General features: G+C 27.4%; 26 protein-coding genes. 25 read left to right on the forward strand and 1 reads right to left on the reverse strand.

The window, feature by feature from the left end:
* Positions 1–43 precede the first annotated feature (43 nt).
* The 12 genes from spoIVA to pyrR all read left to right on the forward strand — a co-directional run bounded on the left by spoIVA (position 44) and on the right by pyrR (position 8,915).
* Positions 44–1,522: a stage IV sporulation protein A gene (spoIVA, locus tag TICRE_RS11360; RefSeq protein ID WP_075728163.1), complete on the forward strand. Its 1,479-nt coding sequence runs from the start codon at positions 44–46 to the stop codon at positions 1,520–1,522.
* A gap of 182 nt (positions 1,523–1,704) precedes the next feature.
* The gene (locus TICRE_RS11365; RefSeq protein WP_084191952.1) at positions 1,705–2,082 is read left to right on the forward strand and encodes a hypothetical protein; all 378 of its coding nucleotides are present in this window, start codon (positions 1,705–1,707) and stop codon (positions 2,080–2,082) included.
* Positions 2,083–2,094: 12 nt separating this feature from the next.
* On the forward strand, positions 2,095–3,387 hold the full coding sequence (locus tag TICRE_RS11370; protein ID WP_075728165.1) for an HlyD family efflux transporter periplasmic adaptor subunit: 1,293 nt from the start codon (positions 2,095–2,097) through the stop codon (positions 3,385–3,387).
* 15 nt (positions 3,388–3,402) lie between these two features.
* Positions 3,403–4,095: a YggS family pyridoxal phosphate-dependent enzyme gene (locus TICRE_RS11375; RefSeq protein WP_143583175.1), complete on the forward strand. Its 693-nt coding sequence runs from the start codon at positions 3,403–3,405 to the stop codon at positions 4,093–4,095.
* Between the two features lie 11 nt (positions 4,096–4,106).
* A complete protein-coding gene (locus tag TICRE_RS11380) occupies positions 4,107–4,535 on the forward strand; it encodes a cell division protein SepF (protein WP_075728167.1) in 429 nt (142 codons plus the stop codon).
* 13 nt (positions 4,536–4,548) lie between these two features.
* Entirely contained in the window at positions 4,549–4,818 is a 270-nt protein-coding gene (locus TICRE_RS11385; RefSeq protein ID WP_075728169.1) for a YggT family protein, read from the forward strand.
* A 2-nt stretch (positions 4,819–4,820) separates the two neighbouring features.
* Complete coding sequence (locus tag TICRE_RS11390) at positions 4,821–5,606, forward strand: YlmH family RNA-binding protein (protein ID WP_084191953.1); 786 nt, start codon at positions 4,821–4,823, stop codon at positions 5,604–5,606.
* Positions 5,607–5,621: 15 nt separating this feature from the next.
* Complete coding sequence (locus tag TICRE_RS11395; RefSeq protein WP_075728171.1) at positions 5,622–6,194, forward strand: DivIVA domain-containing protein; 573 nt, start codon at positions 5,622–5,624, stop codon at positions 6,192–6,194.
* A gap of 84 nt (positions 6,195–6,278) precedes the next feature.
* Positions 6,279–6,908 carry a TraR/DksA C4-type zinc finger protein gene (locus tag TICRE_RS11400; protein ID WP_075728173.1) on the forward strand — a complete coding sequence of 210 codons (630 nt, stop codon included), beginning with the start codon at positions 6,279–6,281 and terminating at the stop codon, positions 6,906–6,908.
* A gap of 100 nt (positions 6,909–7,008) precedes the next feature.
* Positions 7,009–7,464 carry a signal peptidase II gene (gene lspA, locus TICRE_RS11405; RefSeq protein ID WP_075728175.1) on the forward strand — a complete coding sequence of 152 codons (456 nt, stop codon included), beginning with the start codon at positions 7,009–7,011 and terminating at the stop codon, positions 7,462–7,464.
* A gap of 8 nt (positions 7,465–7,472) precedes the next feature.
* Positions 7,473–8,375 (forward strand): RluA family pseudouridine synthase, encoded by a 903-nt coding sequence (locus tag TICRE_RS11410; RefSeq protein WP_075728177.1) that lies wholly within the window; start codon positions 7,473–7,475, stop codon positions 8,373–8,375.
* A gap of 12 nt (positions 8,376–8,387) precedes the next feature.
* Positions 8,388–8,915, forward strand: coding sequence for a bifunctional pyr operon transcriptional regulator/uracil phosphoribosyltransferase PyrR (pyrR, locus tag TICRE_RS11415; RefSeq protein ID WP_075728179.1), 528 nt, complete (start codon positions 8,388–8,390; stop codon positions 8,913–8,915).
* A 10-nt stretch (positions 8,916–8,925) separates the two neighbouring features.
* On the opposite strand, the gene TICRE_RS11420 is transcribed toward pyrR, so the two are convergent.
* The gene (locus tag TICRE_RS11420) at positions 8,926–10,704 is read right to left on the reverse strand and encodes an Rqc2 family fibronectin-binding protein (protein WP_075728181.1); all 1,779 of its coding nucleotides are present in this window, start codon (positions 10,702–10,704) and stop codon (positions 8,926–8,928) included.
* A gap of 212 nt (positions 10,705–10,916) precedes the next feature.
* On the opposite strand from TICRE_RS11420, the gene TICRE_RS11425 reads away from it, so the two are divergent.
* Genes TICRE_RS11425 through pknB form a run of 13 tightly spaced genes read left to right on the forward strand, consistent with a single transcriptional unit; the run spans position 10,917 to position 24,035 of the window.
* The gene (locus TICRE_RS11425) at positions 10,917–11,792 is read left to right on the forward strand and encodes a YicC/YloC family endoribonuclease (protein WP_233120206.1); all 876 of its coding nucleotides are present in this window, start codon (positions 10,917–10,919) and stop codon (positions 11,790–11,792) included.
* A gap of 14 nt (positions 11,793–11,806) precedes the next feature.
* Complete coding sequence (locus TICRE_RS11430) at positions 11,807–12,058, forward strand: DUF370 domain-containing protein (protein WP_075728185.1); 252 nt, start codon at positions 11,807–11,809, stop codon at positions 12,056–12,058.
* 30 nt (positions 12,059–12,088) lie between these two features.
* Positions 12,089–12,703, forward strand: a complete 615-nt coding sequence (gmk, locus tag TICRE_RS11435; protein ID WP_075728187.1) for a guanylate kinase — start codon at positions 12,089–12,091, stop codon at positions 12,701–12,703.
* Complete coding sequence (rpoZ, locus tag TICRE_RS11440) at positions 12,704–12,913, forward strand: DNA-directed RNA polymerase subunit omega (protein ID WP_075728189.1); 210 nt, start codon at positions 12,704–12,706, stop codon at positions 12,911–12,913.
* An 8-nt stretch (positions 12,914–12,921) separates the two neighbouring features.
* Positions 12,922–14,127: a bifunctional phosphopantothenoylcysteine decarboxylase/phosphopantothenate--cysteine ligase CoaBC gene (gene coaBC / locus TICRE_RS11445; RefSeq protein ID WP_075728191.1), complete on the forward strand. Its 1,206-nt coding sequence runs from the start codon at positions 12,922–12,924 to the stop codon at positions 14,125–14,127.
* 39 nt (positions 14,128–14,166) lie between these two features.
* Complete coding sequence (gene priA, locus TICRE_RS11450) at positions 14,167–16,632, forward strand: primosomal protein N' (RefSeq protein WP_075728193.1); 2,466 nt, start codon at positions 14,167–14,169, stop codon at positions 16,630–16,632.
* A gap of 20 nt (positions 16,633–16,652) precedes the next feature.
* Positions 16,653–17,129, forward strand: a complete 477-nt coding sequence (gene def, locus TICRE_RS11455) for a peptide deformylase (protein WP_075728195.1) — start codon at positions 16,653–16,655, stop codon at positions 17,127–17,129.
* Positions 17,122–18,060: a methionyl-tRNA formyltransferase gene (gene fmt, locus TICRE_RS11460; protein ID WP_075728197.1), complete on the forward strand. Its 939-nt coding sequence runs from the start codon at positions 17,122–17,124 to the stop codon at positions 18,058–18,060. Before def ends, fmt begins: the two co-directional genes overlap by 8 nt.
* A gap of 19 nt (positions 18,061–18,079) precedes the next feature.
* Positions 18,080–18,775 (forward strand): zinc metallopeptidase, encoded by a 696-nt coding sequence (locus TICRE_RS11465; RefSeq protein ID WP_075728199.1) that lies wholly within the window; start codon positions 18,080–18,082, stop codon positions 18,773–18,775.
* A 49-nt stretch (positions 18,776–18,824) separates the two neighbouring features.
* Complete coding sequence (gene rsmB / locus TICRE_RS11470) at positions 18,825–20,168, forward strand: 16S rRNA (cytosine(967)-C(5))-methyltransferase RsmB (protein WP_075728201.1); 1,344 nt, start codon at positions 18,825–18,827, stop codon at positions 20,166–20,168.
* A 47-nt stretch (positions 20,169–20,215) separates the two neighbouring features.
* On the forward strand, positions 20,216–21,256 hold the full coding sequence (gene rlmN, locus TICRE_RS11475) for a 23S rRNA (adenine(2503)-C(2))-methyltransferase RlmN (RefSeq protein WP_269844004.1): 1,041 nt from the start codon (positions 20,216–20,218) through the stop codon (positions 21,254–21,256).
* 27 nt (positions 21,257–21,283) lie between these two features.
* Positions 21,284–22,012, forward strand: a complete 729-nt coding sequence (locus TICRE_RS11480) for a Stp1/IreP family PP2C-type Ser/Thr phosphatase (RefSeq protein ID WP_075728203.1) — start codon at positions 21,284–21,286, stop codon at positions 22,010–22,012.
* Entirely contained in the window at positions 22,002–24,035 is a 2,034-nt protein-coding gene (gene pknB, locus TICRE_RS11485; RefSeq protein ID WP_233120205.1) for a Stk1 family PASTA domain-containing Ser/Thr kinase, read from the forward strand. The genes TICRE_RS11480 and pknB overlap by 11 nt, the downstream gene beginning before the upstream one ends.
* Positions 24,036–24,040: the final 5 nt, after the last annotated feature.

Consider the following 24,040-nt stretch of genomic DNA (forward strand, 5'->3'; position numbering starts at 1 on the left):
ATATAATGTTAAGTATTTGTATACAATACAAGGGGGGAAACATATGAAAGGTTTTGATATATACCAAGATATAGCACAAAGAACTGATGGTGATATCTACGCAGGTATAGTAGGGCCTGTAAGAACAGGTAAATCAACATTTATAAAAAGGTTTATGGAGTTACTAGTATTACCTAATATGGAAGATTATCATAAAAAAGAGAGAACTAAAGATGAACTTCCACTAAGTGGGGCTGGAAAAACTATTATGACTACAGAACCCAAATTTATACCTAATGAAGCGGTAGAGCTTACAATTAAAGATAATGTTAAGTTTAAAATTAGAATGGTGGATTGCGTAGGATATCTAGTAAAAGGGGCCTTAGGTCACGAAGAAGAATCCTCACCAAGAATGGTAACTACGCCTTGGTTTGAAAATGAAATACCTTTTCAAGAAGCAGCAGAGATTGGAACTAAAAAAGTTATAAAAGATCACTCTACTGTAGGATTTGTAGTAACAACAGATGGATCTGTAACAGACATTGATAGATCCAATTATATAAAAGCAGAAGAAAGAGTAATAAATGAATTAAAAGAACTAGAAAAACCATTTGTAATTATATTAAATTCTAAACATCCAAATTTAGATACTACAATAGCTCTAAAGGAAAGTCTAGAAGCTAAGTATGGAGTGTCAGTGATTTTAATGGATTGTTTAAATATGCAAGTCAATGATGTAGAGCTTGTATTTGAGAAGTTACTTTTTGAATTTCCAATAAAAGAAATAAATATAAACCTACCAGGTTGGGTTGAAGGATTACCAAAATCTCATTGGATACGTACTACCATCATGAATTCTCTTAAACCAGCTATTGAAGATTTACAAAAGTTAAATCAGGTAGATGAATCTCTTAAGTCTCTAAGAGACTTAGAGATGGTAAAAAAGATAGTTATGCCTGAAATAAACTTAGGTGAAGGCATAATTCATATCGAACTAATAACTGAAGAAAACTTGTTTTATGAAATATTAAATGAGATTACAGGATATAATATAGATGGTGACTATCAAATTCTAAGTTTAATAACAAGTTTAGCTAATACAAAAAAAGAATATGATAAAATAGAAAAAGCATTAACAGAAGCTAGAGAAATAGGATATGGACTTGTAAGCCCTAGCCTTGAAGAATTAGAATTAGAAGAGCCTGAAGTTTATAGACAAGGCAATAGGTTTGGAGTTAAAATAAAAGCCAATGCACCATCTTTACACGTTCTAAGGGCCGATATAACTACAGAGGTCGCACCTCTTATAGGAAGTGAAAAGCAATCAGAAGAACTAGTAAACTATTTTTTATCAGAATTCGAAGAAAATCCTACAGAAATTTGGCAATCAAAAATATTTGGGAAATCATTATATGATTTGGTAAGTGAACAGTTAAATGGAAAGCTTACCACTATGCCAGAAGATGCTAGACAAAAGTTGAGACGTGCGCTTGAAAAGATATTAAACGATGGTAGCGGTGGCCTAATTTTTATAATAATATAACATAAAAACAAACCCTTTTAAAAGGGTTTGTTTTTATGTTTATTGATCATAACTAATGTTATCATAAATGATAATAAGTAATAATAAACGAAAGTATATTAAACAAACAACGTAAAATAGTTTAAAATAAAGAAATAATGTGATATAATAAAAAACAAGTATACGCATTAGGAGGAAAACAAGTGTTATTATTTTTACGTGATTTAGCTATTCTTCTGTTTTTTATGAGCTTATTTGGATATATATTAATAATTATAAAAGAAAAAATATATATGAACAAAAATATAATAATTATTGAAAATAAATATTTAACTAAAGATGATCTTGAAGAAATAGACATAAATGAATTTATGGTAAAGGGTAAAAAAGTTAAATCTGGAGATGAAATTAAAATTATTACTTTAAAAAGAGAAAAAATAAATGGTACTATTATTGGTGGAAACAAGGCGAACAAAGCTATTCATATGATTACTTTTGATAATAAGGTCAAAAAACTAAAAATAGATGCTATATTAAAATTTAAAGTAATAAGTAAATATGGGAAATTTCTTAACTATTAGAGGTGGACAAAGTTGTCTTATGAACAAAGAAATATAAATAGACAAAAAAGAGAAAAAAGACATAGATTTATGATAATTGGATTAAGTATCATACTATTAATAGTTTTGTTATTTTCTTTATTTAATAAAAAAACAAAGACTATATCACCTTTGGAAGATACATTTTTAAAAGAAATAAATCTTCAAGGGGCACTTATTAAAAATGAAAAAGTTTTTAAAATATCAGAAACTGAAGATATAGATTTGTCTGTTTTAGAAGGGAAAAGAGTACCTATAGGAACGAGAGTTGGGAATGCTACTTTATTAAATGATTTAAAAACTTTAAGAAATGAGCTAAAACAAGTAGAAAATGCAATTTCAACTCTAAAAAAATCAAATAAAGATGAAGTTTTTAAAAATGATAAAAAAAAGTTAATTGAAAACTACACTATATTGATTGAAAGATTGCAACAAAATATTTATATTGAAAATTACAAGGAAATAGAAAACATAAAAAAAGAAATTATATTAACAAACAAACAAATAAAAGATCTATCACCTCAAAACAATCTTTTAGGTCAAAGTATTGAAAGTTTGAGTGAAAAAAAAGAAGAACTTAAAAACTCAATAAATCAAAAGGATAGTTCTTATACTACTAAGTTTGCTGGGATAATATCATATAAAATTGATGGATATGAAAATATTTTTAAGCCTCAAGGGTTTGAAAATTATACCTATGATACATTTACTATACCTGAAGAGGAAATTGATGATAATGGGGAAATTAAAACTCCTAAAGAATTTAAAGGTTTTAAGATTATAGATAACTTTCAGTGGTATTTAGCTATCAAGATTGAAAATAGAAAAGATATAAATGATTATACTATAGGTGATATTCTATATGTAAAATACCCCATAAAGGGTAAAGAATTAGAAATTGAAGGAAAAGTAATTTCTATAAATAATAGTTCTAATAAGTCTGTTATAATATTAAAGTTTAATAAATATTTACATGATTTTTACAATGCTAGATTTCCTAAAGTCAAATTGGTTCAAGAAAAAATAGAAGGACTTAAAATTCCTAATAGTACAATATTTGAACAAGATGGCGAAAAGGGGGTTTATATAAAAGATTTTAGTGGAATAGTAAAATTTAGACCTATAAAAACTATAGCTACTAGAGGGGAATATACTTATATAGATAAAGGAGATAAAGATACTTTAATAAGTATAGACACCAAAAAAGATAATGTACGAACTATATCTATCTATGATGAAATACTTTTAAACCCTCATAGGTTTAAAGAAAATCAAATCTTAGATTGATATGAAGGGGGGATAATGATTTATATAAATGATAATTTGAAGTTTATAAAAGAAGATATAGAAAATATTTTGTCAATGCAAGGTAGAAATAAAGATAGTGTAAATATTATAGCAGTTACTAAAACAATAGATATAGAAAGTATTCAAAAGGCTATAGAATTAGGTGTTAGAGACATTGGCGAAAATAGAGTACAAGAATTGATGGAAAAGATGAATGTTTTTAAAAAAAATGCAAATTATCATATGATTGGACATCTACAAACCAATAAAGTAAAATATATAATTGATAAGGTAAGCCTTGTACATTCTCTTGATAGAATTTCTTTAGCTAAAGAGATGGACAAGCAAGCAAAACAAAAGGATATAATAGTAGATGCTTTAATCCAGGTAAATGTAGCAGAAGAGGAAAGTAAATTTGGACTTAGTGTAAAAGAAGTTATTCCTTTTATAGAGGAAGTTTTAAACTTTCAAAATATCAATATAAAAGGTCTTATGACTATAGCACCATTTACAAATGATGAAAAGTTATTGAGGGATATATTTAGAAAAATGTACAATTTAAAACAAAACATAAACGATAAAAATTATGAAAATGTAGATTTAGAATATCTATCTATGGGTATGACAAATGATTATAGGATAGCCATAGAAGAAGGGTCTAATATGGTAAGGATAGGAACTGGAATATTTGGCAAAAGAAATTATTAGGAGGGATTTTGATGGGGAATATGATGAATAAATTCAAATATTTTATAGGGCTTGATGATTATGATGAAGAGGAAGAAGACTTTCATGGGGAAGAAGATTTTGAAATACCTGTTTCTACAAAAACAAAAAAGATTAATAATAAAGTCGTGAATATCCATACTAATAGTAATATGAAAATTGTAGTTCACGAACCAATAAATTATGAAGAGGCACCGGAAATAGTAGAAAACTTAAAATCAAGAAAAGTAGTAGTGATTAATTTTGAACAATTAGATACAAATTTAAAAAGACAAATTTTTGATTTTGTAAATGGAGCACTCTATGCTATGGAAGGTAAAATTCAAAAGGTTACAAAAGATATATTTATATTAGCACCAAATAATGTAGAAATAGATGGATTAAAAGAAGAGTTAAAAAGTAAAGGGATATTTCCCTGGTAAATAGGAGCGATATATGATTGTTTTTTATAAAGCATTAGAAATACTGATAAAACTAATAGAATTTTTAATTGTAATTAGGATTTTGTTATCCTTTATAAACCTTAGAGTAAATAGTTCTATAGGAGAATTTATATTTAATTTGACAGAACCAATATTATCTCCAGCTAGAAATTTGATAGCTAAATTAAACATAAATACTGGATTTTTTGATTTTTCACCATTACTTGCTATACTTTTATTAAGACTTTTTTATAGTATAGTAGGAAGGATATTGTTTTCCTAGAAATGTATATAGATAAAGAAGAGTATACAAATCACATCAAGGATAATGAAAAGAAAATTAAAATTAGAAAAATATTAGATCAGATACAAATAGTCTTAAACAAACACATGATTAAAACAACAGATTTTCTAGACCCTTATGAGATTTATTTAGCTAAATCCGTTTTAAATAGATTTGTAGATTTAGAATATCTTGTAGATGGTGGATATGAACATTCAGAGAGAAAGATAATAGTTATTTATCCTAATTATATCTCTAAAGAAGATATAAAAATCCCTTTATCTTCTTTAGAGATAACAGGAAATTTAAGAGATATAGATCATAAAGATTATTTAGGTTCAATTCTAAATTTAGGTTTAAAGAGAGAAAAAATAGGAGATATTTTAGTTTATGATCACTCAAGTATTGTAATAGTAAAAACAGAAATTAGTGATTTTTTAATATATAATTTAGAAAAGGTTAAAAATAGAAACGTAGAGATATCTATACATAATCTAAAAAATATAAAAGACCCTAAGGTTTCATATAAAGAGTTGATTAAATTTATAACTTCTCTTAGACTTGATTCTGTAATTAGTTCAACTTTTAATTTATCTAGAAAAGAAAGTATGAATATTATAAACTCGGGAAGTATAAAGGTAAACTTTGAAGTTATAGAAAAATCCTCCAAAGAAATAGAAGAAGGAGACATGATATCTGTAAAAGGATTTGGAAGATTTATATTACATGAAGTAAGAGGTAGAAGTAAAAGTGATAGGTTTATATGTATAATAAGAATTATATTATAAAAGGAGTGGTTATATTTGCTTACACCTTTGGACATTCAAAATAAAGAATTCAAAAAAACTCTTAGAGGTTATGATGCAAAAGCTGTAGATTTATTTTTAGATGAAGTGATTGAAGATTATGAAAAGGTTTATAAAGAGAATATAGAATTAAAAGATAAGGTAAACTTATTTTCTGATCAAATACGTCATTATAATACTTTAGAAGAGACTTTGAAAAATACTTTAATAGTTGCTCAAACTACAGCTGAAGAAGTTATAAGTGCAGCTAGAGCAAAATCTCAAAATATAACAGATGAAGCAGAAATAAATGGAGACAAGATAATTGAACTTGCAAAAGAAAAAGTAAGAGATGTAAAAGCAGAATATGAATATCTACGAAAAGAAATGTTTTCTTTTAAAACTAGATATCAATCTTTTATCGAGGCTCAACTTATAACTTTAAATAACTTTCATAGAGAAATTGAAGAAAAATCTATTGTAAATAAATCTACAAAAGAAGATATAGATAAAAATATTGATGAAGAAGTTAGTGAAGAAGAATTACAATATTTACATGAAAATAAAAAGTTAGATAATTTGGGGGCTTAAAGTCCCTTTTTTAATTGTTTTATGAGTATATTATTATAATTGGGTATATTAATATAATAATATTACATTTAAGGAGAGTAAAACATGGATAATAAAAAACTGCAATATTTTAAAAAGAAACTTTTAGAAGAAAAAGAAGAACAATTAAAATCTTTAAGAAATAGAGAAAAAGAAATAGATGAAACTATGGATTTACTAGATAGTGAATTGTCTTCATACGATAATCATCCAGGAGATATAGGGACAGAAGTTTATATGCTAGAACAAGAAAAAGGATATATAGAACAAATTAAAAGCACAATAGAAAAAATAGATAATTCTTTAGAAGATATAAAAAATGGTAATTATGGAATTTGTGATAATTGCAATAAGAGTATAAAAGAAGAAAGATTAGAGCTTATTCCCTATGCTAAAACTTGCTTAAAATGTGCAAATGAAAATGAGAAAAATGAAGGTATTGATGATGAAAAGATTTATGAATCTTTAAATTACAATAGTTTTGACTTAAGTCCTCAAAGCGATAATGAAGACATAGGATATGATAGAGAAGATATCTATCAAGATGTACTTCAAGATAACGTTGTTCCAAAAGATCCATCTTTTTCCACTGGAGATAATATTGGAATTGTTGATGAAAAAAAATATAATGAGGATGAAATGATAGAAGAGATAGAAAAGATATCCCAAGAGGATTATGAGGATACTTTAGAGTAAACTTCTCTGATTAATCAGAGAAGTTTACTCTATTATATTGATGTTTTTGAATTAATGATATAAAATGAAATATATATATTTAAAATGTAGGAGGAATTAAATGGAGTTTTTCTTAATAGCATTTATAGTTTTTGCAGATCAAATAAGTAAGTATGGAGCTATAAGATATCTAAAAAACCGTAGGCCATATGTAGTATTAGAGAATTTCTTACAATTAAATTATGTGGAAAATAGGGGAGCGGCTTTTGGTATTTTAGAGCATAAGAGACTGTTTTTTATAATAATAACATTGGCTATTATTATATTTTTATCATTTTATATGATAAAAAATTATAATAATTTAAGTATATTTACTAGAATTTCTTTTTCTATATTAATAGCTGGGGCAGCTGGAAACTTAATAGATAGAATAAGACTAGGATATGTAGTAGATTTTATAAGCTTTAGATTAAAAGGTTATTATAATTTTCCAGTATTTAATATAGCAGATACATTTATAGTTATAAGTACAATTTTAGTGGTTATAATAATTTTATTTGATAAAATAGAAGCATAGGGGTAAAAATGAAAAAAATCGAAATAAATATAGAAGAAGAAAGATTAGAAAGACTTGATTATTACTTATCTACAATATTAAATGATATATCTAGAACTGAAATTCAAAGATTGATTAAAGAAGGAAATATCTTAGTTAATGGAAGTATAAAAAAACCTAAATATTTGTTAAAAATTCGAGATAATATTGTAATAGAAATACCTAGTGATGCAAAACACGAAATCTTACCACAGAATATACCGTTAAATATTATATATCAAGATGAAGATTTAGCAATAATAGATAAACCACAAGGTATGATAGTTCATCCGGCAACTGGCAACTATAGTAATACTCTTGTAAATGCATTATTATATAATTTCAAAGAGCTCTCTAGTATAGGTGGCGAAATAAGGCCAGGAATCATTCATAGATTAGATAAAAATACTTCGGGGCTTCTAATTATAGCTAAAAATAACTTTTCTCATGAAGTTTTATCTGAAAGTTTAAAGAATAGAGATGTAAAAAGAGAATATATTGCTTTAGTTAAAGGTGTTATAAAAGAAGATACTGGAGTAATAAATGAGCCTATTGGAAGAAATACAAAAGATAGAAAAAAAATGTCAGTAGTTCATAAAAATGGCAAAGCTGCTATTACTCACTATGAAGTATTGGAGAGATTTGAGAAATATACATTAGTAAAAGCTAAACTAGAAACAGGTAGAACTCATCAAATTAGAGTCCATTTTTCTTATATAAAACATCCGATAGTAGGAGATACTATATATTCTCATAAAGATGAATTTAATTTAAAAGGACAACTTCTTCATTCTATATGCGTTGGATTTATTCATCCTAGAAATGGTCAATATCTGGAGTTTAATACTGAAATTCCAAAAAGATTTAAGGGTGTAATTAAAAAACTAAAATAAATAGGTGATAAGATGAAAACAAAAGCAAGTATAATGGATGAAAAAGCTATTAATAGAGTAATAACACGTATTGCAAATGAAATAATCGAAAAAAACAAAGGTATTAGAGATGTAGTACTAGTAGGGGTTAAGACTAGAGGCGTTCCATTTGCTAAAAGATTAGGTAAAAAGATAGAAGAAATAGAAGGAAGAAATATACCTGTATATGAACTTGATATAACATTGTATAGAGATGATCTCTCTAAAATAAATGTAGAGCCTTCTATAAATGAGTCGTTTGAAGGAGAAGTAGATGAAAAAATAGTAGTCCTTATAGATGATGTAATTTATACAGGCAGGACTGTTAGGGCAGCTTTAGATGCTGTCAGTGAAAATGCTAGGCCTAAAAAAATACAATTAGCGGTACTTATAGATAGAGGACATAGAGAAATACCTATAAGACCAGATTTTGTAGGTAAAAACTTACCAACATCTAAAGATGAAATAGTAGATGTTAATTTTAAAGAGATAGATGGTTTTGATGAAGTTATGATAAAATAAAACCTGTAGATCAATCTACAGGTTTTATTTTATCAATTTTTTCTTTTGAGGGGTTTATATTTATGGTTTTAAAATTATCATATATAACCATTCCAGTTTTAGAATTAGCAGGTTTTTTTACATGTTTTTTTTCTGTATAGTCAATGGACACATTTGAGCTATTTTTAGCTTTACTATAATAAGCGGCAAGGGTTGCAGCTTCTTCTAATGTAGAAGTTGGTATTTCTTTGTTTTCCTTTTTTATAATTACATGACTTCCAGGCATTCCTTGAACATGAAACCATAAATCATCTTTGCGAGCTAGTTTGAGGGTTACGTATTCATTTTGTAAATTGTTTTTTCCTACATACATATCAAAACCATCCTGAGATATATAATGATAAGGCTTGAATTCCTTTTGTTTTTTTCGTTTTCTTCTTAATTTATCTTTGCTAGTATCTCTAATATAAGATTCTTTTATAAGTTCATCTCGTATCTCATCTATTTCTTCTACGTTTGTGGAATGATCAATACTAATTAATACATTTTCTAAATAGTCTATTTCATCTTTAGTTTCTTTTATTTGTACTTTTAAAAGTGATTCAGCCGTTTTTAATTTAGAATATTTTTTATAATATCTTTGTGCATTTGCGGGTAATGATATTGTTTTATCTAGAGGTATATTTAATAATTCCATATTTTCATCATAAAAATTTGGTAAATCTATACTTTCAACTCCAGGTTTTATATTATGGATATTGGCTGAAATTAAATCTGCATATACCTTATATTTTTCCCTATCCTTACTTTCTAATAATTCGTTACTTTGTTTTGAAAGTTTATTTATAGTCCTATCAAGTTTAATTTGAATAGACTTTTTTATGGATTGAGATTTTTGTGATACCCTATCAAAAGTATCTTTAGAATCATATACCTTATCTAATATTTCTGAGATTGTAGGTAAATAGACTTTATTTTCTTCACCAAACAAATGTATATCTAATGAGTAAAATGCAGCTATTTCACCTTGGGCTCCTTTTATATATAAAGGGTTAAAATCTTTTAACTTTACTTGATTTATTATATTATAAAAACTTTCATATAATTTTTCAATATCGTGGGAAGATAAAGTACCGATTCCTCTTTTGATATCAATATTTGAATTAAAACAGATTTCCTTACTTATAAGTGGACTAAGTCCCATGTAATTAAAGTAAAAGAACTTATATATATGTGTAGTTTGTTCTGTGGCCTTGATTAAACTTAAAAATTCTTCTTTAGAAGTATTTAAAGGATTATGTTTATCTTGATTTGGAGGATAAACATAATTATTACCTGGAAGAATTTGTCTTACTCTACTGATGTCAAATGATACTCTTTTAATAGAATCTATTATTCTTTGAGTTTCTTTTTCTAGAAATATTATATTACTATGTTTTCCCATTATCTCTACTATCAAAGTCTTTTCAGTTGGATCTCCTAGTTCATCTAAAGAAGAAATATCTATTAAGACTATTCTATCTAAATTAAATTGCTCAATATTTAATATAGTTCCGCCAATTAAATGTTTTCTTAAAAGCATACAAAACATTGGAGGTTCTGGTGGATTTTGTTTTGAACTATTTGTAAGATAGATTCTAGGATTATTGCTGGCTGAAGAAATTAATAATCTAAAATTTTCTCCTTTATTTCTAATATATATTAATATTTCATCTTTTTCAGGTTGATATACTTTATCTACTCTGCCTCCGATTAGGGCTGCTTTTAACTCTGATATAATTGTATTTGTTACTATACCATCAAATGCCATACTCTTATTCCCCCAATTTTAATCTAGTATTAATCTTAAGTATATCATTTAACAGATATTTTATAAAGAAAAGTAATAAATTATAAAAGACATAATAACTTGACTAAATAACTAATATATATTAAGATTTTGTAATAAAGACTAGATAAAACAAATCTTACAATATATAATATTTCATTAAAGACTTTAGAGAAGGGGTGATAGATTTGGTAATGTCAATGACAGGATATGGTAAAGGTGAGTATGAAAATGAACTATATAAGTTTAAAATAGAAATTAAATCTGTAAATCATAGATATATAGATATAAGTGTTAAAGCACCTAGACAAATTTCTTATTTAGAAGAGGCAATTAAGAAAAGAATAAAAGAAAAACTTTTTAGAGGTAAAGTAGATGTATATATAAATTTAGAATATTTAAGTGAGAGTCAAATAGATATAAAAATAGATAATGAACTTGCAAAATCTTACTATTGTGCTTTAGAAGAATTAATAAAAAACTTAAATCTAAATGATAATATAAGCTTAAACAATATATTAAATATACCTGATATTGTTAAAACTAAGAAGAGAGAAATAGATGAAGATTCTATATGGAAAGTATTAAATAATTCTTTAAACATAGCTTTAGAGAATATTTCTTATATGAGAGCGAAAGAAGGAACAGAATTAAAAAACGATATATTAGGAAAGCTAGATACTATAAATAAATATGTAAAAAATATAGAAGAAAAATCTCCAGAAGTTGTAATAGAATATAAGAAAAAACTTAATGATAGAATAAGTGAATTGATAGATAATAATATTATATTAGATAAAGATAGATTAAATAATGAAGTAGCTTTTTTTGCAGACAAGGCGAGTATTGATGAAGAAATAGTAAGGTTAAAAAGCCATATAAAACAATTAAAACTAATTTTAGAAGAAGATGAATCTATAGGTAGGAAATTAGATTTTTTAATTCAAGAATTTAATAGAGAAATAAATACTATTGGAAGTAAATCAAGTGATGTACTTATAACAGGATATGTAGTAGAATTAAAGTCTGAAGTTGAAATAATTAGAGAACAAGTACAAAATATAGAATAATTAAGGAGAAAAGTATGACTACGAGACTTATAAATATAGGTTTTGGAAATATGGTTGCAGAGAGTAGAGTGATTGCTATAGTAAGTCCTGAATCAGCTCCTATAAAAAGATTAATACAAGAAAATAGAGACAAAGGCAATCTTATAGACGCGACTTATGGAAGAAGAACTAGGGCTGTAATAGTATTAGATAGCCATCATGTAATACTCGCTGCAATATTACCTGAAACTATATCAAATCGTTTAAACAATAAAGATAAAAGTTAGAATAAAACTTAAGAAAGAAGGTAAATTAATATGTCTCAAGGATTTTTATTAGTTATATCCGGTCCTTCTGGATGCGGTAAAGGAACTGTAAGCAAAGCACTTCTTGAAAGAAATTCAGATATTGTATTTTCTATTTCAGCTACTACACGTAAAAGAAGAGTTGGAGAAGAAGATGGAATAAACTATTTTTTTATGGATGAAGAAGAATTTTGTGAAAATGTAGAAAAAAACGAATTTTTAGAGCATGCATTTGTCCATAACAATTATTATGGGACACCGAGAGATTTTGTATTAAAAGAAATTGAAAAAGGCGAAATAGTTCTTTTAGAAATAGATGTACAAGGTGCTATGCAGGTGAAAAAAAACTATAAGAATGTTGTATTTGTATTTTTATTACCACCAACTATGGCTGAATTAAAAGACCGGATTACTAAAAGAGGTACTGAAACACCTGAAGATATACAAAGAAGATTTGAAAATGCCTTTGAGGAATTGAACTTTGTAGGGGAATATGATTATTTTGTTGTAAACGATAAAGTTGAAAATGCTGTTTTAGATATTGAAAACATTATATGCGCTGAAAAATTAAGAGTAAAAAGACATTCCGATATTAAGGAAAAGATAATTTCACAAGGGGGAAAATAAATGTTAAATCCATCATTTGAAGGAATTTTAAAAGAGGGAGATAGTAGATATACTTTAGTAATGTTAGCATCAAAAAGGGCTCGTCAAATTATAGAAGGAGAGAAACCTTTAATAGATACTGATTCAAAAAAGCCTGTAAGTATAGCTATAGAAGAAATATTAGCAGGGAAAATAACTTATAAAAATCCACCAGTAAACAGTATAAAGTAGGTGTAAAAATGCTTAAAAATAAAAATATAATATTAGGAGTTACTGGAGGTATAGCTGTATATAAATCAGTTGATTTAGTTAGTAAACTGAAAAAAAGAGGAGCAAATGTGGAAGTTATAATGACAAAGGCCAGTCAAGAATTTGTAAATCCTTTGACATTTCAAACTATGAGTGTAAATCCAGTGCATACTAGTATGTTTAATGAAATAGATAAATTTGATGTAGAACATATATCTCTTGCACAAAAGGGTGATATTATACTTATAGCTCCCGCTACTGCCAATACAATAGGGAAAATAGCAAATGGTATTGCAGATAATCTCCTTACTACAGTAGTTATGGCTTCAAATAAAAAAATAATCTTTGCCCCTGCTATGAACACTTGTATGTATAATAATCCAATAGTAGAGTCTAATATGAAAAAGCTAGAACAACTCGGATATGAATTTATAAAGCCTGGCACGGGACGTCTTGCATGTGGAGATTATGGTGCGGGTAAGATGGCAGAACCTGAAGATATAGTTGAATATATAGATAGTTTTTTAACAGAAAAAGATTTAGAAGGAAAAGATATAATTATAACAGCAGGACCAACTATAGAAGCTATAGATCCTGTGAGGTATATAACCAATCATTCTAGCGGAAAAATGGGTTATAGTATTGCGAAAGAGGCACTTAAAAGGGGCGCCAAAGTCCATCTAATATCAGGACCTACATCTTTAAAACCTCCTAAAGGAGTAGATTTTATTTCAGTAAATACTACAGATGAAATGTTTAAAGAGGTGGGAAAACTTTTTGAAAGTTGTGATATACTCATTAAATCAGCAGCTCCAGCAGACTTGAAACCTAAAAAATATAGTGAAGAAAAAATAAAGAAAAAACAACTAGATAAGGATACTTTTAAACTAGAATTTATTAGAAATCCTGATATTGCCGAGCATTATGGAAATAATAAGAAAAATCAAATAGTTATAGGCTTTGCTGCAGAAACTAATGATTTAATAAAAAATGCTAAAAGTAAGCTTGAAAAGAAAAACTTTGATTTTATAGTAGCAAATGATATTACTAAAAAAGGTGCAGGTTTTAAAACTGATACAAATATAATAAGTATAATTGATAATGATAGAATAGAAGATTATCCTATTATGGGAAAAGAAGAAATTGCTAATATTATTTTAGACAAGGCTGTAAAGATTTCAAAAAATAAAAGCTAGATATCTAGCTTTTATTTTTTGAAGTAAAGGAGATTTTTTATGAAGCATAAATACGCACGAATTATTATTGATAATAGTGCATCTAAACTCGATAAACTATTTACCTATATTTTAGGAGAAGAATTACTAGAGATTACTCAGGTAGGTATGAGAGTAGTAGTTCCTTTTGGACATGGTAATAAATTAATAAAGGGACTTATAATAGAAATAGTAGATGAAATTAAAGAAAATTATAAATTCAAAAAGATAATAGATGTTTTAGATGATAAACCAATAATAAGTAAAAACTTAATAGAATTAGGTATTTGGATAAAGGAGGAATATATTTCCACTTACTTAGAGGCTTTTCAACCTATACTTCCTCCTGGAGACTATAAACAGGTTAATTCTTTTATAGAAATTATATCTAAAGATTATAAGTCCAATATTATAGAAGAAGAAAAGATAATACAATATTTAAAGAAATATGGAATAGTTTTATTAGATAACTTAAAGAAAGATTTAAATATTTTAAATATAAACAAACATATAAAAAATTTAGAAAATTTAAATATAATAGAAACAACTATCGATATAAAAACTTCTATTACAAAGAAAAAACAAAAATGTGCTGCACTTTGTGAAGGTTTTAGTTTAAGTGAAATAGAAAGTATAGTAGGAGAGAGAGCGTTTAAACAACTAGAAATAGTGAGGCTCTTATATGGAAATGGTGAAATGACTTTGGAAGATATAATGATGAGTCTTGATACAAGTCTTAGTACGATAAAAGCGTTGGAAGCAAAGAATGTTATTTATATATTAGAAAAGGTAATTAATAGAGAAGCAGTAAAAAGAGAAATTGCTAAATATAAAAAACATAAATTAAATTTGGAACAAAATCAAGTATTTCAAAGAATAATGAAAAATGTAAATAGCAATAGTGTTCATAGAGAATTTTTAGTACACGGCATTACTGGAAGTGGAAAAACTGAAGTTTATCTTCAAATAGTTGAACAAATGCTATATAAAGATAAGGATACAATTATATTGGTTCCTGAAATCTCTTTAACTCCTCAAACTATAGATAGATTTGTAGGGAGATTTGGAAGCAATGTAGCTGTTCTTCACAGTAAACTTTCTCAAGGGGAAAGATTTGATGAATGGAGAAAGATTAAAGAAGGAAAAGTAAAGATAGTAGTAGGAGCAAGGTCCGCCGTATTTGCCCCTTTCAAAGACTTAGGTTTAATAATTATTGATGAAGAACATGAGTCAACTTATAAATCATCACAAAACCCTAAATATCAAACAGTGGAAGTAGCTAGAAAAAGAATAGAAATGGAAGATGCATTTTTAATACTTGGTACTGCTACACCCTCTTTAGAAACTTATAATAAAGCTTTAAAGGGGGAAGTTGAGTTACTGGAATTAAATAAAAGAGCTAATCAATTAAATCTTCCAGAGGTTGTATTAATTGATATGAGAGAAGAACTAAAAGATGGCAACAAGTCTATTTTTAGTCAAACTCTTTATGAAGAGATGTCAAATACACTAAATAAAGGTAAGCAAATAATTTTATTTTTAAATAAGAGAGGGTTTTCTTCCTTCATATCTTGTAGAAATTGTGGGTATGTAGTTAAATGTAAATCATGTGAAATTTCCATGACATATTATAAGCATATTCATAAGCTTAGATGTCATTATTGTGGGGAAACAGAAGAAGTTCCACATATATGTCCAGAATGTAATAGCAAATATATTAAATATTTTGGAGTTGGAACAGAACAAATAGAAGAAATGGTGAAGGAAGCTTTTCCAAATGCGAAAATAAGTAGAATGGATAGTGATTCTACTACCAAAAAAGGAAGCTATGAAAATATATTACAATCAATGAAAAAAGAAGAGACAGATATACTAATAGGTACCCAGATGATATCTAAAGGACTTGATTTTGAAAATGTATCTTTAGTAGGTATAATTGCTGCAGATACCACTCTAAATCTTCCAGATTATAGAGCTCCGGAAAAATCTTTTCAGCTAATTACCCAAGTATCAGGGAGATCAGGTAGAGGAAAAGAACATGGTAAAGTAATACTTCAAACCTATAATCCAGATCACTATAGTATAGTGCATGCTAAAGATCAAGATTATATTGGTTTTTTTAATTCTGAAATTATCCTAAGAAAAGAATTTTTATATCCTCCATTTATAAATCTTATGAATATACTAATATATGGAAAAAATAAATTTAATGTTGGTAAATTATCAAAAGAGATATATAATATAATTGGAAGAGAAATATATTATATATATGAAAATGATTATAAAAATCATATTATAGGTCCAAACCCTGCTCCAATTGAAAAGATTAAAGATAATTATAGATATCAAATTATTTTAAAGCTTTCTGATGAATCAATAGGTAATTTTAAGAAACTGGTAAAAAGGGTATGTATATATAATGAATATAATTTAAATATAAAAGATATAAAGATAAGTATAGATATAAATCCAGTTAATATTTTATAAATAATATAGGAGGAAAAATAATGGCGTTAAGAATTATAAAATTAGATGGAGATCCAGTTTTAAGAAAAAAATCTAAAAAAATAGATAAAGTTACAGATAGAATACAAACACTTTTAGATGATATGGTAGAAACAATGGTCGATGCAAATGGTATTGGTCTCGCAGCTCCTCAAGTAGGAATTTTAAGAAGAGCTGTAGTTATAGATATAGGTGAAGGCGTTATAAAGATGTTAAATCCGGAAATATTAGAAATTGATGGAACTATAGTAGATGTTGAAGGATGTTTATCAATACCAAATTTATCTGGAACTGTAGAAAGACCTGAAAAAGTAAAAGTGAAATATTTAGATGAAAATGGAGAAGAAAGATTATTAGAGGCTACAGAACTTTTAGCACGGGCTATCTGTCATGAAGTAGATCATCTAAATGGTATTTTATTTACTGATAAGGTTATAGAATATATAGATCTACAAGAGGAAGAGGATATAGATGAGTAAAACAAAAATAGTTTTTATGGGTACTCCAGATTTTGCAGTGAAGTCTTTGGAAGCGCTTTATAAAGATGATTATGATATTAAGCTTGTAATCACTCAAAGAGATAAAAAAAGAGGTAGAGGTAAAAAAATACAATATACACCTGTGAAACAAAAAGCATTAGATTTGGGACTCCAAGTATATCAACCAGAAGATATAAATACTCCAGAGATAGTAAACTTATTAAAAGATATAGCTCCAGATTTTATAGTTGTAGTTGCTTTTGGACAAATATTAAAAAAGGAAATCTTAGATATTCCAAAATATAAATGTATAAATGTTCATGCTTCTTTACTTCCTAAATATAGGGGAGCAGCTCCTATAAATTGGGCTATAATAGACGGTGAAAAAGAAACAGGAATAACTATTATGGAAATGGAAAAAGGTCTTGATACGGGGGATATGATAAGTAAAGCTAGTATTCCAATAGATACAAAGGATGATTATATTTCGATTCATGATAAACTTTCATCTCTAGGTGGAGAACTTTTAACAAGAACACTTAAAGACATAAAAACAGGTAAAGCTCAAATAACTCCTCAAGATGATAGCTTATCTTCTTATGCACCTATGATATATAAAATGACAGGAAAAATAGATTGGAATAGTTCAGGAAGACATATAGTAAATTTAATTAGAGGTGTAGTTCCTTGGCCTGTAGCTTTTACCAGTTATAAAGGTGAAAATTTAAAGATATATAAAGCGGAATTAACGGATCGAATTAATAAAGAGAAATCTGGGATGATAGTTAAGGTTTCGGATGAAGGTCTATTTATAAATTGTGATGACTCTACACTTATCGTGAAAGAACTACAATTTCCAAATAAGAAAAGAATGCAAGTAAAAGACTATTTAAAAGGGAATACTATAGAAGTAGGAACAATATTAGAATAAGTTTAGAGAGGTGATAGATATGTATGGAGGTTTTTATGGAGGATATTATAGTGGATCATGGATGGTTCTTGTCCTACCAGCTATGTTATTAGCCCTTTATGCACAAGCAAAAGTAAAAAATTCATATCAAAAGTATTCAAAGATGAGTAGTGGTACCAATCTTACAGGCTTTGAAGTAGCTAGAATGATATTAGATAGAAATAATTTATCTGATGTGAAAATTGAACATACTCCTGGAACTTTATCAGATCATTATGATCCAAGAACAAAAGTTTTAAGACTGTCCAATTCAATATATAATGGTAATAGTGTAGCATCTATGAGTGTAGCTGCACATGAGGTAGGTCATGCTATTCAGCACGCAGAAGGTTACTTTCCTCTAGTCCTTAGAAATAATATAGCTCCAATAGTAAATTTTACTTCAAGATTTGTTTGGATATTTATATTATTAGGTTTTGTTGTAAGTTCATTTTTTATTGAAATTGGAATAATGCTCTTTTTAGGTGTTGTGGTGTTTCAACTTGTTACATTGCCAGTAGAGTTTAATGCCAGTAAGAGAGCTTTATTGGAGCTAGAAGATGGTATATCACCTAGAGAAACATTACCTCCTGCAAAGAGCATGTTAAGTGCTGCAGCGCTTACTTATGTAGCAGCAACCCTAGTAGCAGTAGCTCAACTTTTAAGACTTGTATCAATGACAAATAGAAGAAGATAAAGGGGGAAATCCCCCTTATTTTTTTATCGAAAATAAAAAGGGGTGTTATATGAACATAAATGCTAGAGAACTTTCAATGAAGATACTATTAGATATAAATAAAAATAAAGCCTATTCAAATTTAAGTTTAAATAAATATCTAGTAGATGTTAAAGAAAGAAAAGATGAAAATTTAATTAGAGAAATTATATATGGAGTATTAGAAAACTTAATATATATAGATTATATTATATCTAAAGCATCTAAAGTAAAGATGAAAAAGATTCATCCATATATTCTTGAAATAATACGAATAGGAATTTATCAGATTGTTTTTATGGATAAAATACCAGAGAGTGCGGCAGTAAATGAATCAGTAAAACTTGCAAAGAAATATGGTCATAAAGGAACTATTGGATTTACAAACGGTATACTTCGCTCTATATCTAGGGAAAAAGAAAAGTATACATCTATAGATGTAAATGATAAAATGAAATATATTTCAATAAAATATTCTCATCCAGAAGATTTAGTGAAAATCTGGATAGATGAATTTGGTATTGATTTTACTCAAAAACTATGTGAAGCAAATAATAATAGACCCTTATTGAATATCAGAATAAATACATTAAAGACAAATAAAAATGCTCTAATAAACAGCTTAAAACAAAAGGGAATTGAAACTGTAGATGGTAAATATGCAGAGGATTGTTTAATAGTAAAAAATCCATTTGCAATTACAGAAACAGATGAATTTAAAAAAGGACTATTTACCATTCAAGATGAAAGTAGTATGCTAGTTGCTCAAATAATGAATCCCAAGGAAAATTCAAGAGTATTAGATGTATGTAGTGCTCCGGGAGGAAAATCTACTCATATAGCTCAAGTGATGAATAATAAAGGGTTCATTTTAAGCAGAGATATTTATCCTCACAAGATAAAACTTATAGAGGAAAATGTAAATAGGCTAGGAATTGACATTATAAAGACAGAAGTATATGATGCATTAAAAAGAGATGAAAGTCTTTTAGGTAAATTTGATTATTGTCTTTTAGATGCTCCTTGTTCAGGTCTTGGACTTATTAGAAGAAAGCCTGAAATTAAACTTAATAGAAAAGAAGAAGATATAGAATCGCTAAGTAATTTGCAATATAAAATAATACAAAATGTAAAAGATTACATTAAAATTGGAGGATTTTTAGTATATAGTACTTGTACAATACTAGATAAAGAGAATATAGATTTGATTAAAATATTTTTAAAAGAAAACCCTAATTTTAAACTTGTAGATATACAAGATAGGATTAAAAACAAGGAAGAATTTTCAACATTAAATGATGGATACATCAAGTTGTTTCCGCATATTCATAAAACAGATGGATTTTTTATTGCAAAAATGATTAAAGAAAGATAGATAAATAACTAATTTTTATATATAATAACATGAGAAGAGGTAATGGCTTGAAAGAAATAGAATTAAATAGTTTAACCTTAGAAGAAACAAAAGATATTATGTTAAGTTTAGGTGAAAAAGCATATAGAGGAGAGCAACTTTTTTCTTCATTTAATAGGAATAAAGAATTAGATATAGAAGAAATAAACATATTACCACAAAAACTTAGAAAGATGCTTATAGAAAAAGGAAAAGTAAGAAAGATAAATATCTTAAAAAAATTCAGTTCCAATATAGATGATACAAGGAAATATCTTTTTCTTTTAGAAGATGGCAATATAATAGAAAGTGTATTAATGGTTTACCCACATGGGAATTCTATATGTATCTCAACTCAAGTAGGATGTAGAATGGGATGTGAGTTTTGTGCTTCTACTAAAGAAGGAAGAATTAGAAATTTAACAACAAGTGAGATGTTAAACCAAATATATTTAATTGAAAAAGATTTGGATGAAAATATAGATAATATAGTACTTATGGGTAGTGGAGAGCCATTAGATAATTATGAAAATACATTAAAGTTTTTAAATATTATACATGAACCCAAAGGTCATAATACTAGCTATAGAAATATCACATTATCAACTTGTGGTATAGTTCCTAAAATATATGACTTGGCTAATGAGAACTTACCTATTACACTTTCTATATCTCTTCATTCTCCATTTGACTCTGAAAGAGAAAAGATGATGCCTATAGCTAAAACATATAATATTGAGAAATTATTAAAAGCAAGTAAATATTATGAAGAAATTACTAATAGAAGAGTAACATTTGAATATACGCTTATAGAAGGAGTAAATGATAGGTGTGAAGATATAAATGAATTAGGAAAACTTTTAAAAGATATAAATAGTCATGTAAACTTGATTCCATTAAATCCTATCAAAGAATACAATAGAGAAAGACCAGAGCTTAGCAGTGTAGAAAAGTTTAAAAATAAATTAGAAAAAAGACATATTAAAGCTACAGTTAGAAAAGAAAAAGGAACAGATATTTCAGCATCTTGTGGACAGTTGAGAAGGGATTATATTGAAAGAAGTCAATAAATTAAATATTTGGATAGGGGTGAATATATGAATATAATTGCACTAACAGATATTGGGCTTGTAAGGGCAAAAAACCAAGATTCGTTTTTTTCATCTAATGAGTATGACTTTCCACTATTTATTATGGCTGATGGAATGGGTGGTCACAATGGTGGTGAGATTGCAAGTTCAGATGCAATAAATATTATAAAGGAAATCTTTTTAAACAATAAAGAAAAACTTACGAATAAAAAAAACATAAGGAATACAATATATAATGCTATTGAAAAGGCAAACAGCGTTATATATAAAAAGTCTTTAGAATTACCAGAATACAATGGTATGGGTACTACTATTAGTCTTTGTTATATATTTAAAAATCATATTTTTATTGGACATGTAGGAGATAGTAGAATATATAAAATTGGAAATGATAGTATTATTCAGTTAACAGAAGATCATTCTTTAGTAAATGAACTTATAAAAAAGAATGAAATAACAAAAGAGGAAGCTAAAAACCATCCTCAAAAGAATATGATAACTAGAGCTGTTGGTACGAGTTTTGATATTGAGATAGATATAATAGAGAGCAATTACAAAAAGGAGGATAAATTACTTTTGTGCACTGATGGACTATTTAATATGGTCTATGAAGATCAGATTTTTGAAATAATTAAAGATAATATTTCTATAATAGATGCAGGTGAAAAACTTATTGAGAGAGCAAAAAAAAATGGAGGACTTGATAATATTAGTCTAATAATAATTGAATTTTAAGAAACGAGGTGAATATATGATAGGTAAAGTTTTAAACAATAGATATGAAATAGTAGAAAAAATTGGAGAAGGTGGAATGGCCGAGGTCTATAAAGCTAAATGTAAGGTTTTAAATAGGTTTGTGGCTATAAAAGTTTTAAAACAGCAATATATAAATGATGAGACATTTGCAGAAAAATTTAAGAGGGAATCTCAAGCGGCAGCTAGCCTTTCACATCCTAATATTGTGAACGTATATGATGTAGGATACATGGAAGACTCAAATGGTAAAACTCCATATATTGTAATGGAATATATAAAAGGTAAAACTTTAAAAGAAGTGATAACGGAAAACAACAAACTAAATATTTCTGATACTATATTTTATAGTTTGCAAATAGCAGAAGCAATTGAGCATGCGCATTCAAACTTTATTATACATAGAGATATAAAACCCCATAATATTATGATAAATGATAACAATAGGGTAAAAGTAACAGATTTTGGTATTGCAAGAGCTGTTACATCTTCTACTGTAACAATTGGTTCGGATACACTAGGATCAGTTCATTATATTTCTCCTGAACAGGCAAGGGGAGGATATACAGATGAGAAGTCAGATATATATTCTTTAGGAATCGTAATGTATGAAATGATAACTGGAAAACTCCCGTTTAATGCAGAGACACCTGTAGCAGTTGCCTTAAAACATATACAAGAGGAGATTATACATCCAAGAGAAATTGATCCTAGTATTTCAAAAGAACTAGAATCTATCATTTTAAAATGCGTGTCAAAAAATCAAAGTGATAGATATCAAAAAATGTCATATTTAATAAATGACTTAAAAAATATAGATATCCTTAAAGTGCCGATTATAAATGAAAACAAGGTAATAGAAGATTCTCCTACAATGGTAATACCTATAATAAAAGATGAAGACATCGTTGAAAATAATCATTTTGTAAAAGAAAAAGATGATAAGTTAGAAGAGGATGATGAAAACAAATCTGGAACAAAGACTACGATTTTAGCTATATTATTAGCTTTTTTAGTAGTAGGTATTATGTTTTTTGGGTTTCTAAAATTTAAAGACTTTTTTAAATCTTCAGAGGTAATAGTTCCAAACTTTGTAGGTATGCCAATAGAGGAAGCCGAAAAAAAAGCTAAAGATTTAGATTTGAAACTTGTTATAAAAGATAGAATTCAAAGTGATGAATTTGAGGAAGGAAAAGTAGTTAAACAAAATCAAGAAAAAAACTCTAAAGTTAAAAGTGGATATACGATAGAAGTTGTTATAAGTGAAGGTGGAAAACTTATAAGAGTTCCTAGCTTTGTAAATCAAACTTTAGATGAGGCAATGGATAAAATAGAAGAACTTGGGTTTGAATTAGGTGAAACTAAGTATGAGTTTTCTGATACATTTCCAACAGAGACTATAATGGAACAAAGACCAGAAGCTTATACTTATTTAGCAAAAGGAGATAAAGTAATTCTTGTAATAAGTAAAGGTGAAGAAATAAAATCTGTTATTATGCCGCGGGTAGTGGGTAGAAACATTACAGAAGCTAAAAATAAGATTTTATCGTTAGGTCTTACTATAGGAAATATAAAAGAAGAATATAACAATGATTATCCAGAAGGAGTAGTATATTTTCAATCCTATGATGAGGGAAGAGAACTTAAACTAAATACCTCAATTGACCTGTATGTAAGCAAAGGTAAACAATTTATTCCAGAACCCACTCCAGAACCAAAACCAGAGCCAAAGCCAGAACCAGAGCCACAACCTGAACCTATTCCAGAACCTGAACTTACGGAGGGGAAAATCAGATTTATTATAAAACTGCCTACTAAAGAAGAGGGTGAGCAAGTAGAAGTAAACATAATTAAGATACAAGAGGGTAAGACAGAACAAGTATATTATAAAGAGCATGTTGCAAATGGAAATGAAATAGAAGTAGTTTCTAAGGGTAAAAAAGGTTCTAAATTCGAAATATATTTTGATAATATATTACAAGAGACAAAGATAAAAAAAGAATAGGAGTG

It is taken from the genome of Tissierella creatinophila DSM 6911, from assembly GCF_001940565.1.
Lineage (GTDB): Bacteria > Bacillota > Clostridia > Tissierellales > Tissierellaceae > Tissierella_A > Tissierella_A creatinophila.

Excerpts from the sequence above, each read along its gene's own strand:
- spoIVA (WP_075728163.1), top strand. The coding sequence starts at position 44 with ATGAAAGGTTTTGATATATACCAAGATATAGCACAAAGAACTGATGGT.
- TICRE_RS11375 (WP_143583175.1), top strand. The coding sequence starts at position 3,403 with ATGATTTATATAAATGATAATTTGAAGTTTATAAAAGAAGATATAGAA.
- TICRE_RS11380 (WP_075728167.1), top strand. The coding sequence starts at position 4,107 with ATGGGGAATATGATGAATAAATTCAAATATTTTATAGGGCTTGATGAT.
- TICRE_RS11385 (WP_075728169.1), top strand. The coding sequence starts at position 4,549 with ATGATTGTTTTTTATAAAGCATTAGAAATACTGATAAAACTAATAGAA.
- TICRE_RS11390 (WP_084191953.1), top strand. The coding sequence starts at position 4,821 with ATGTATATAGATAAAGAAGAGTATACAAATCACATCAAGGATAATGAA.
- TICRE_RS11400 (WP_075728173.1), top strand. The coding sequence starts at position 6,279 with ATGGATAATAAAAAACTGCAATATTTTAAAAAGAAACTTTTAGAAGAA.
- lspA (WP_075728175.1), top strand. The coding sequence starts at position 7,009 with ATGGAGTTTTTCTTAATAGCATTTATAGTTTTTGCAGATCAAATAAGT.
- TICRE_RS11410 (WP_075728177.1), top strand. The coding sequence starts at position 7,473 with ATGAAAAAAATCGAAATAAATATAGAAGAAGAAAGATTAGAAAGACTT.
- pyrR (WP_075728179.1), top strand. The coding sequence starts at position 8,388 with ATGAAAACAAAAGCAAGTATAATGGATGAAAAAGCTATTAATAGAGTA.
- TICRE_RS11420 (WP_075728181.1), bottom strand. The coding sequence starts at position 10,704 with ATGGCATTTGATGGTATAGTAACAAATACAATTATATCAGAGTTAAAA.
- TICRE_RS11425 (WP_233120206.1), top strand. The coding sequence starts at position 10,917 with ATGTCAATGACAGGATATGGTAAAGGTGAGTATGAAAATGAACTATAT.
- TICRE_RS11430 (WP_075728185.1), top strand. The coding sequence starts at position 11,807 with ATGACTACGAGACTTATAAATATAGGTTTTGGAAATATGGTTGCAGAG.
- gmk (WP_075728187.1), top strand. The coding sequence starts at position 12,089 with ATGTCTCAAGGATTTTTATTAGTTATATCCGGTCCTTCTGGATGCGGT.
- rpoZ (WP_075728189.1), top strand. The coding sequence starts at position 12,704 with ATGTTAAATCCATCATTTGAAGGAATTTTAAAAGAGGGAGATAGTAGA.
- coaBC (WP_075728191.1), top strand. The coding sequence starts at position 12,922 with ATGCTTAAAAATAAAAATATAATATTAGGAGTTACTGGAGGTATAGCT.
- priA (WP_075728193.1), top strand. The coding sequence starts at position 14,167 with ATGAAGCATAAATACGCACGAATTATTATTGATAATAGTGCATCTAAA.
- def (WP_075728195.1), top strand. The coding sequence starts at position 16,653 with ATGGCGTTAAGAATTATAAAATTAGATGGAGATCCAGTTTTAAGAAAA.
- fmt (WP_075728197.1), top strand. The coding sequence starts at position 17,122 with ATGAGTAAAACAAAAATAGTTTTTATGGGTACTCCAGATTTTGCAGTG.
- TICRE_RS11465 (WP_075728199.1), top strand. The coding sequence starts at position 18,080 with ATGTATGGAGGTTTTTATGGAGGATATTATAGTGGATCATGGATGGTT.
- rsmB (WP_075728201.1), top strand. The coding sequence starts at position 18,825 with ATGAACATAAATGCTAGAGAACTTTCAATGAAGATACTATTAGATATA.
- TICRE_RS11480 (WP_075728203.1), top strand. The coding sequence starts at position 21,284 with ATGAATATAATTGCACTAACAGATATTGGGCTTGTAAGGGCAAAAAAC.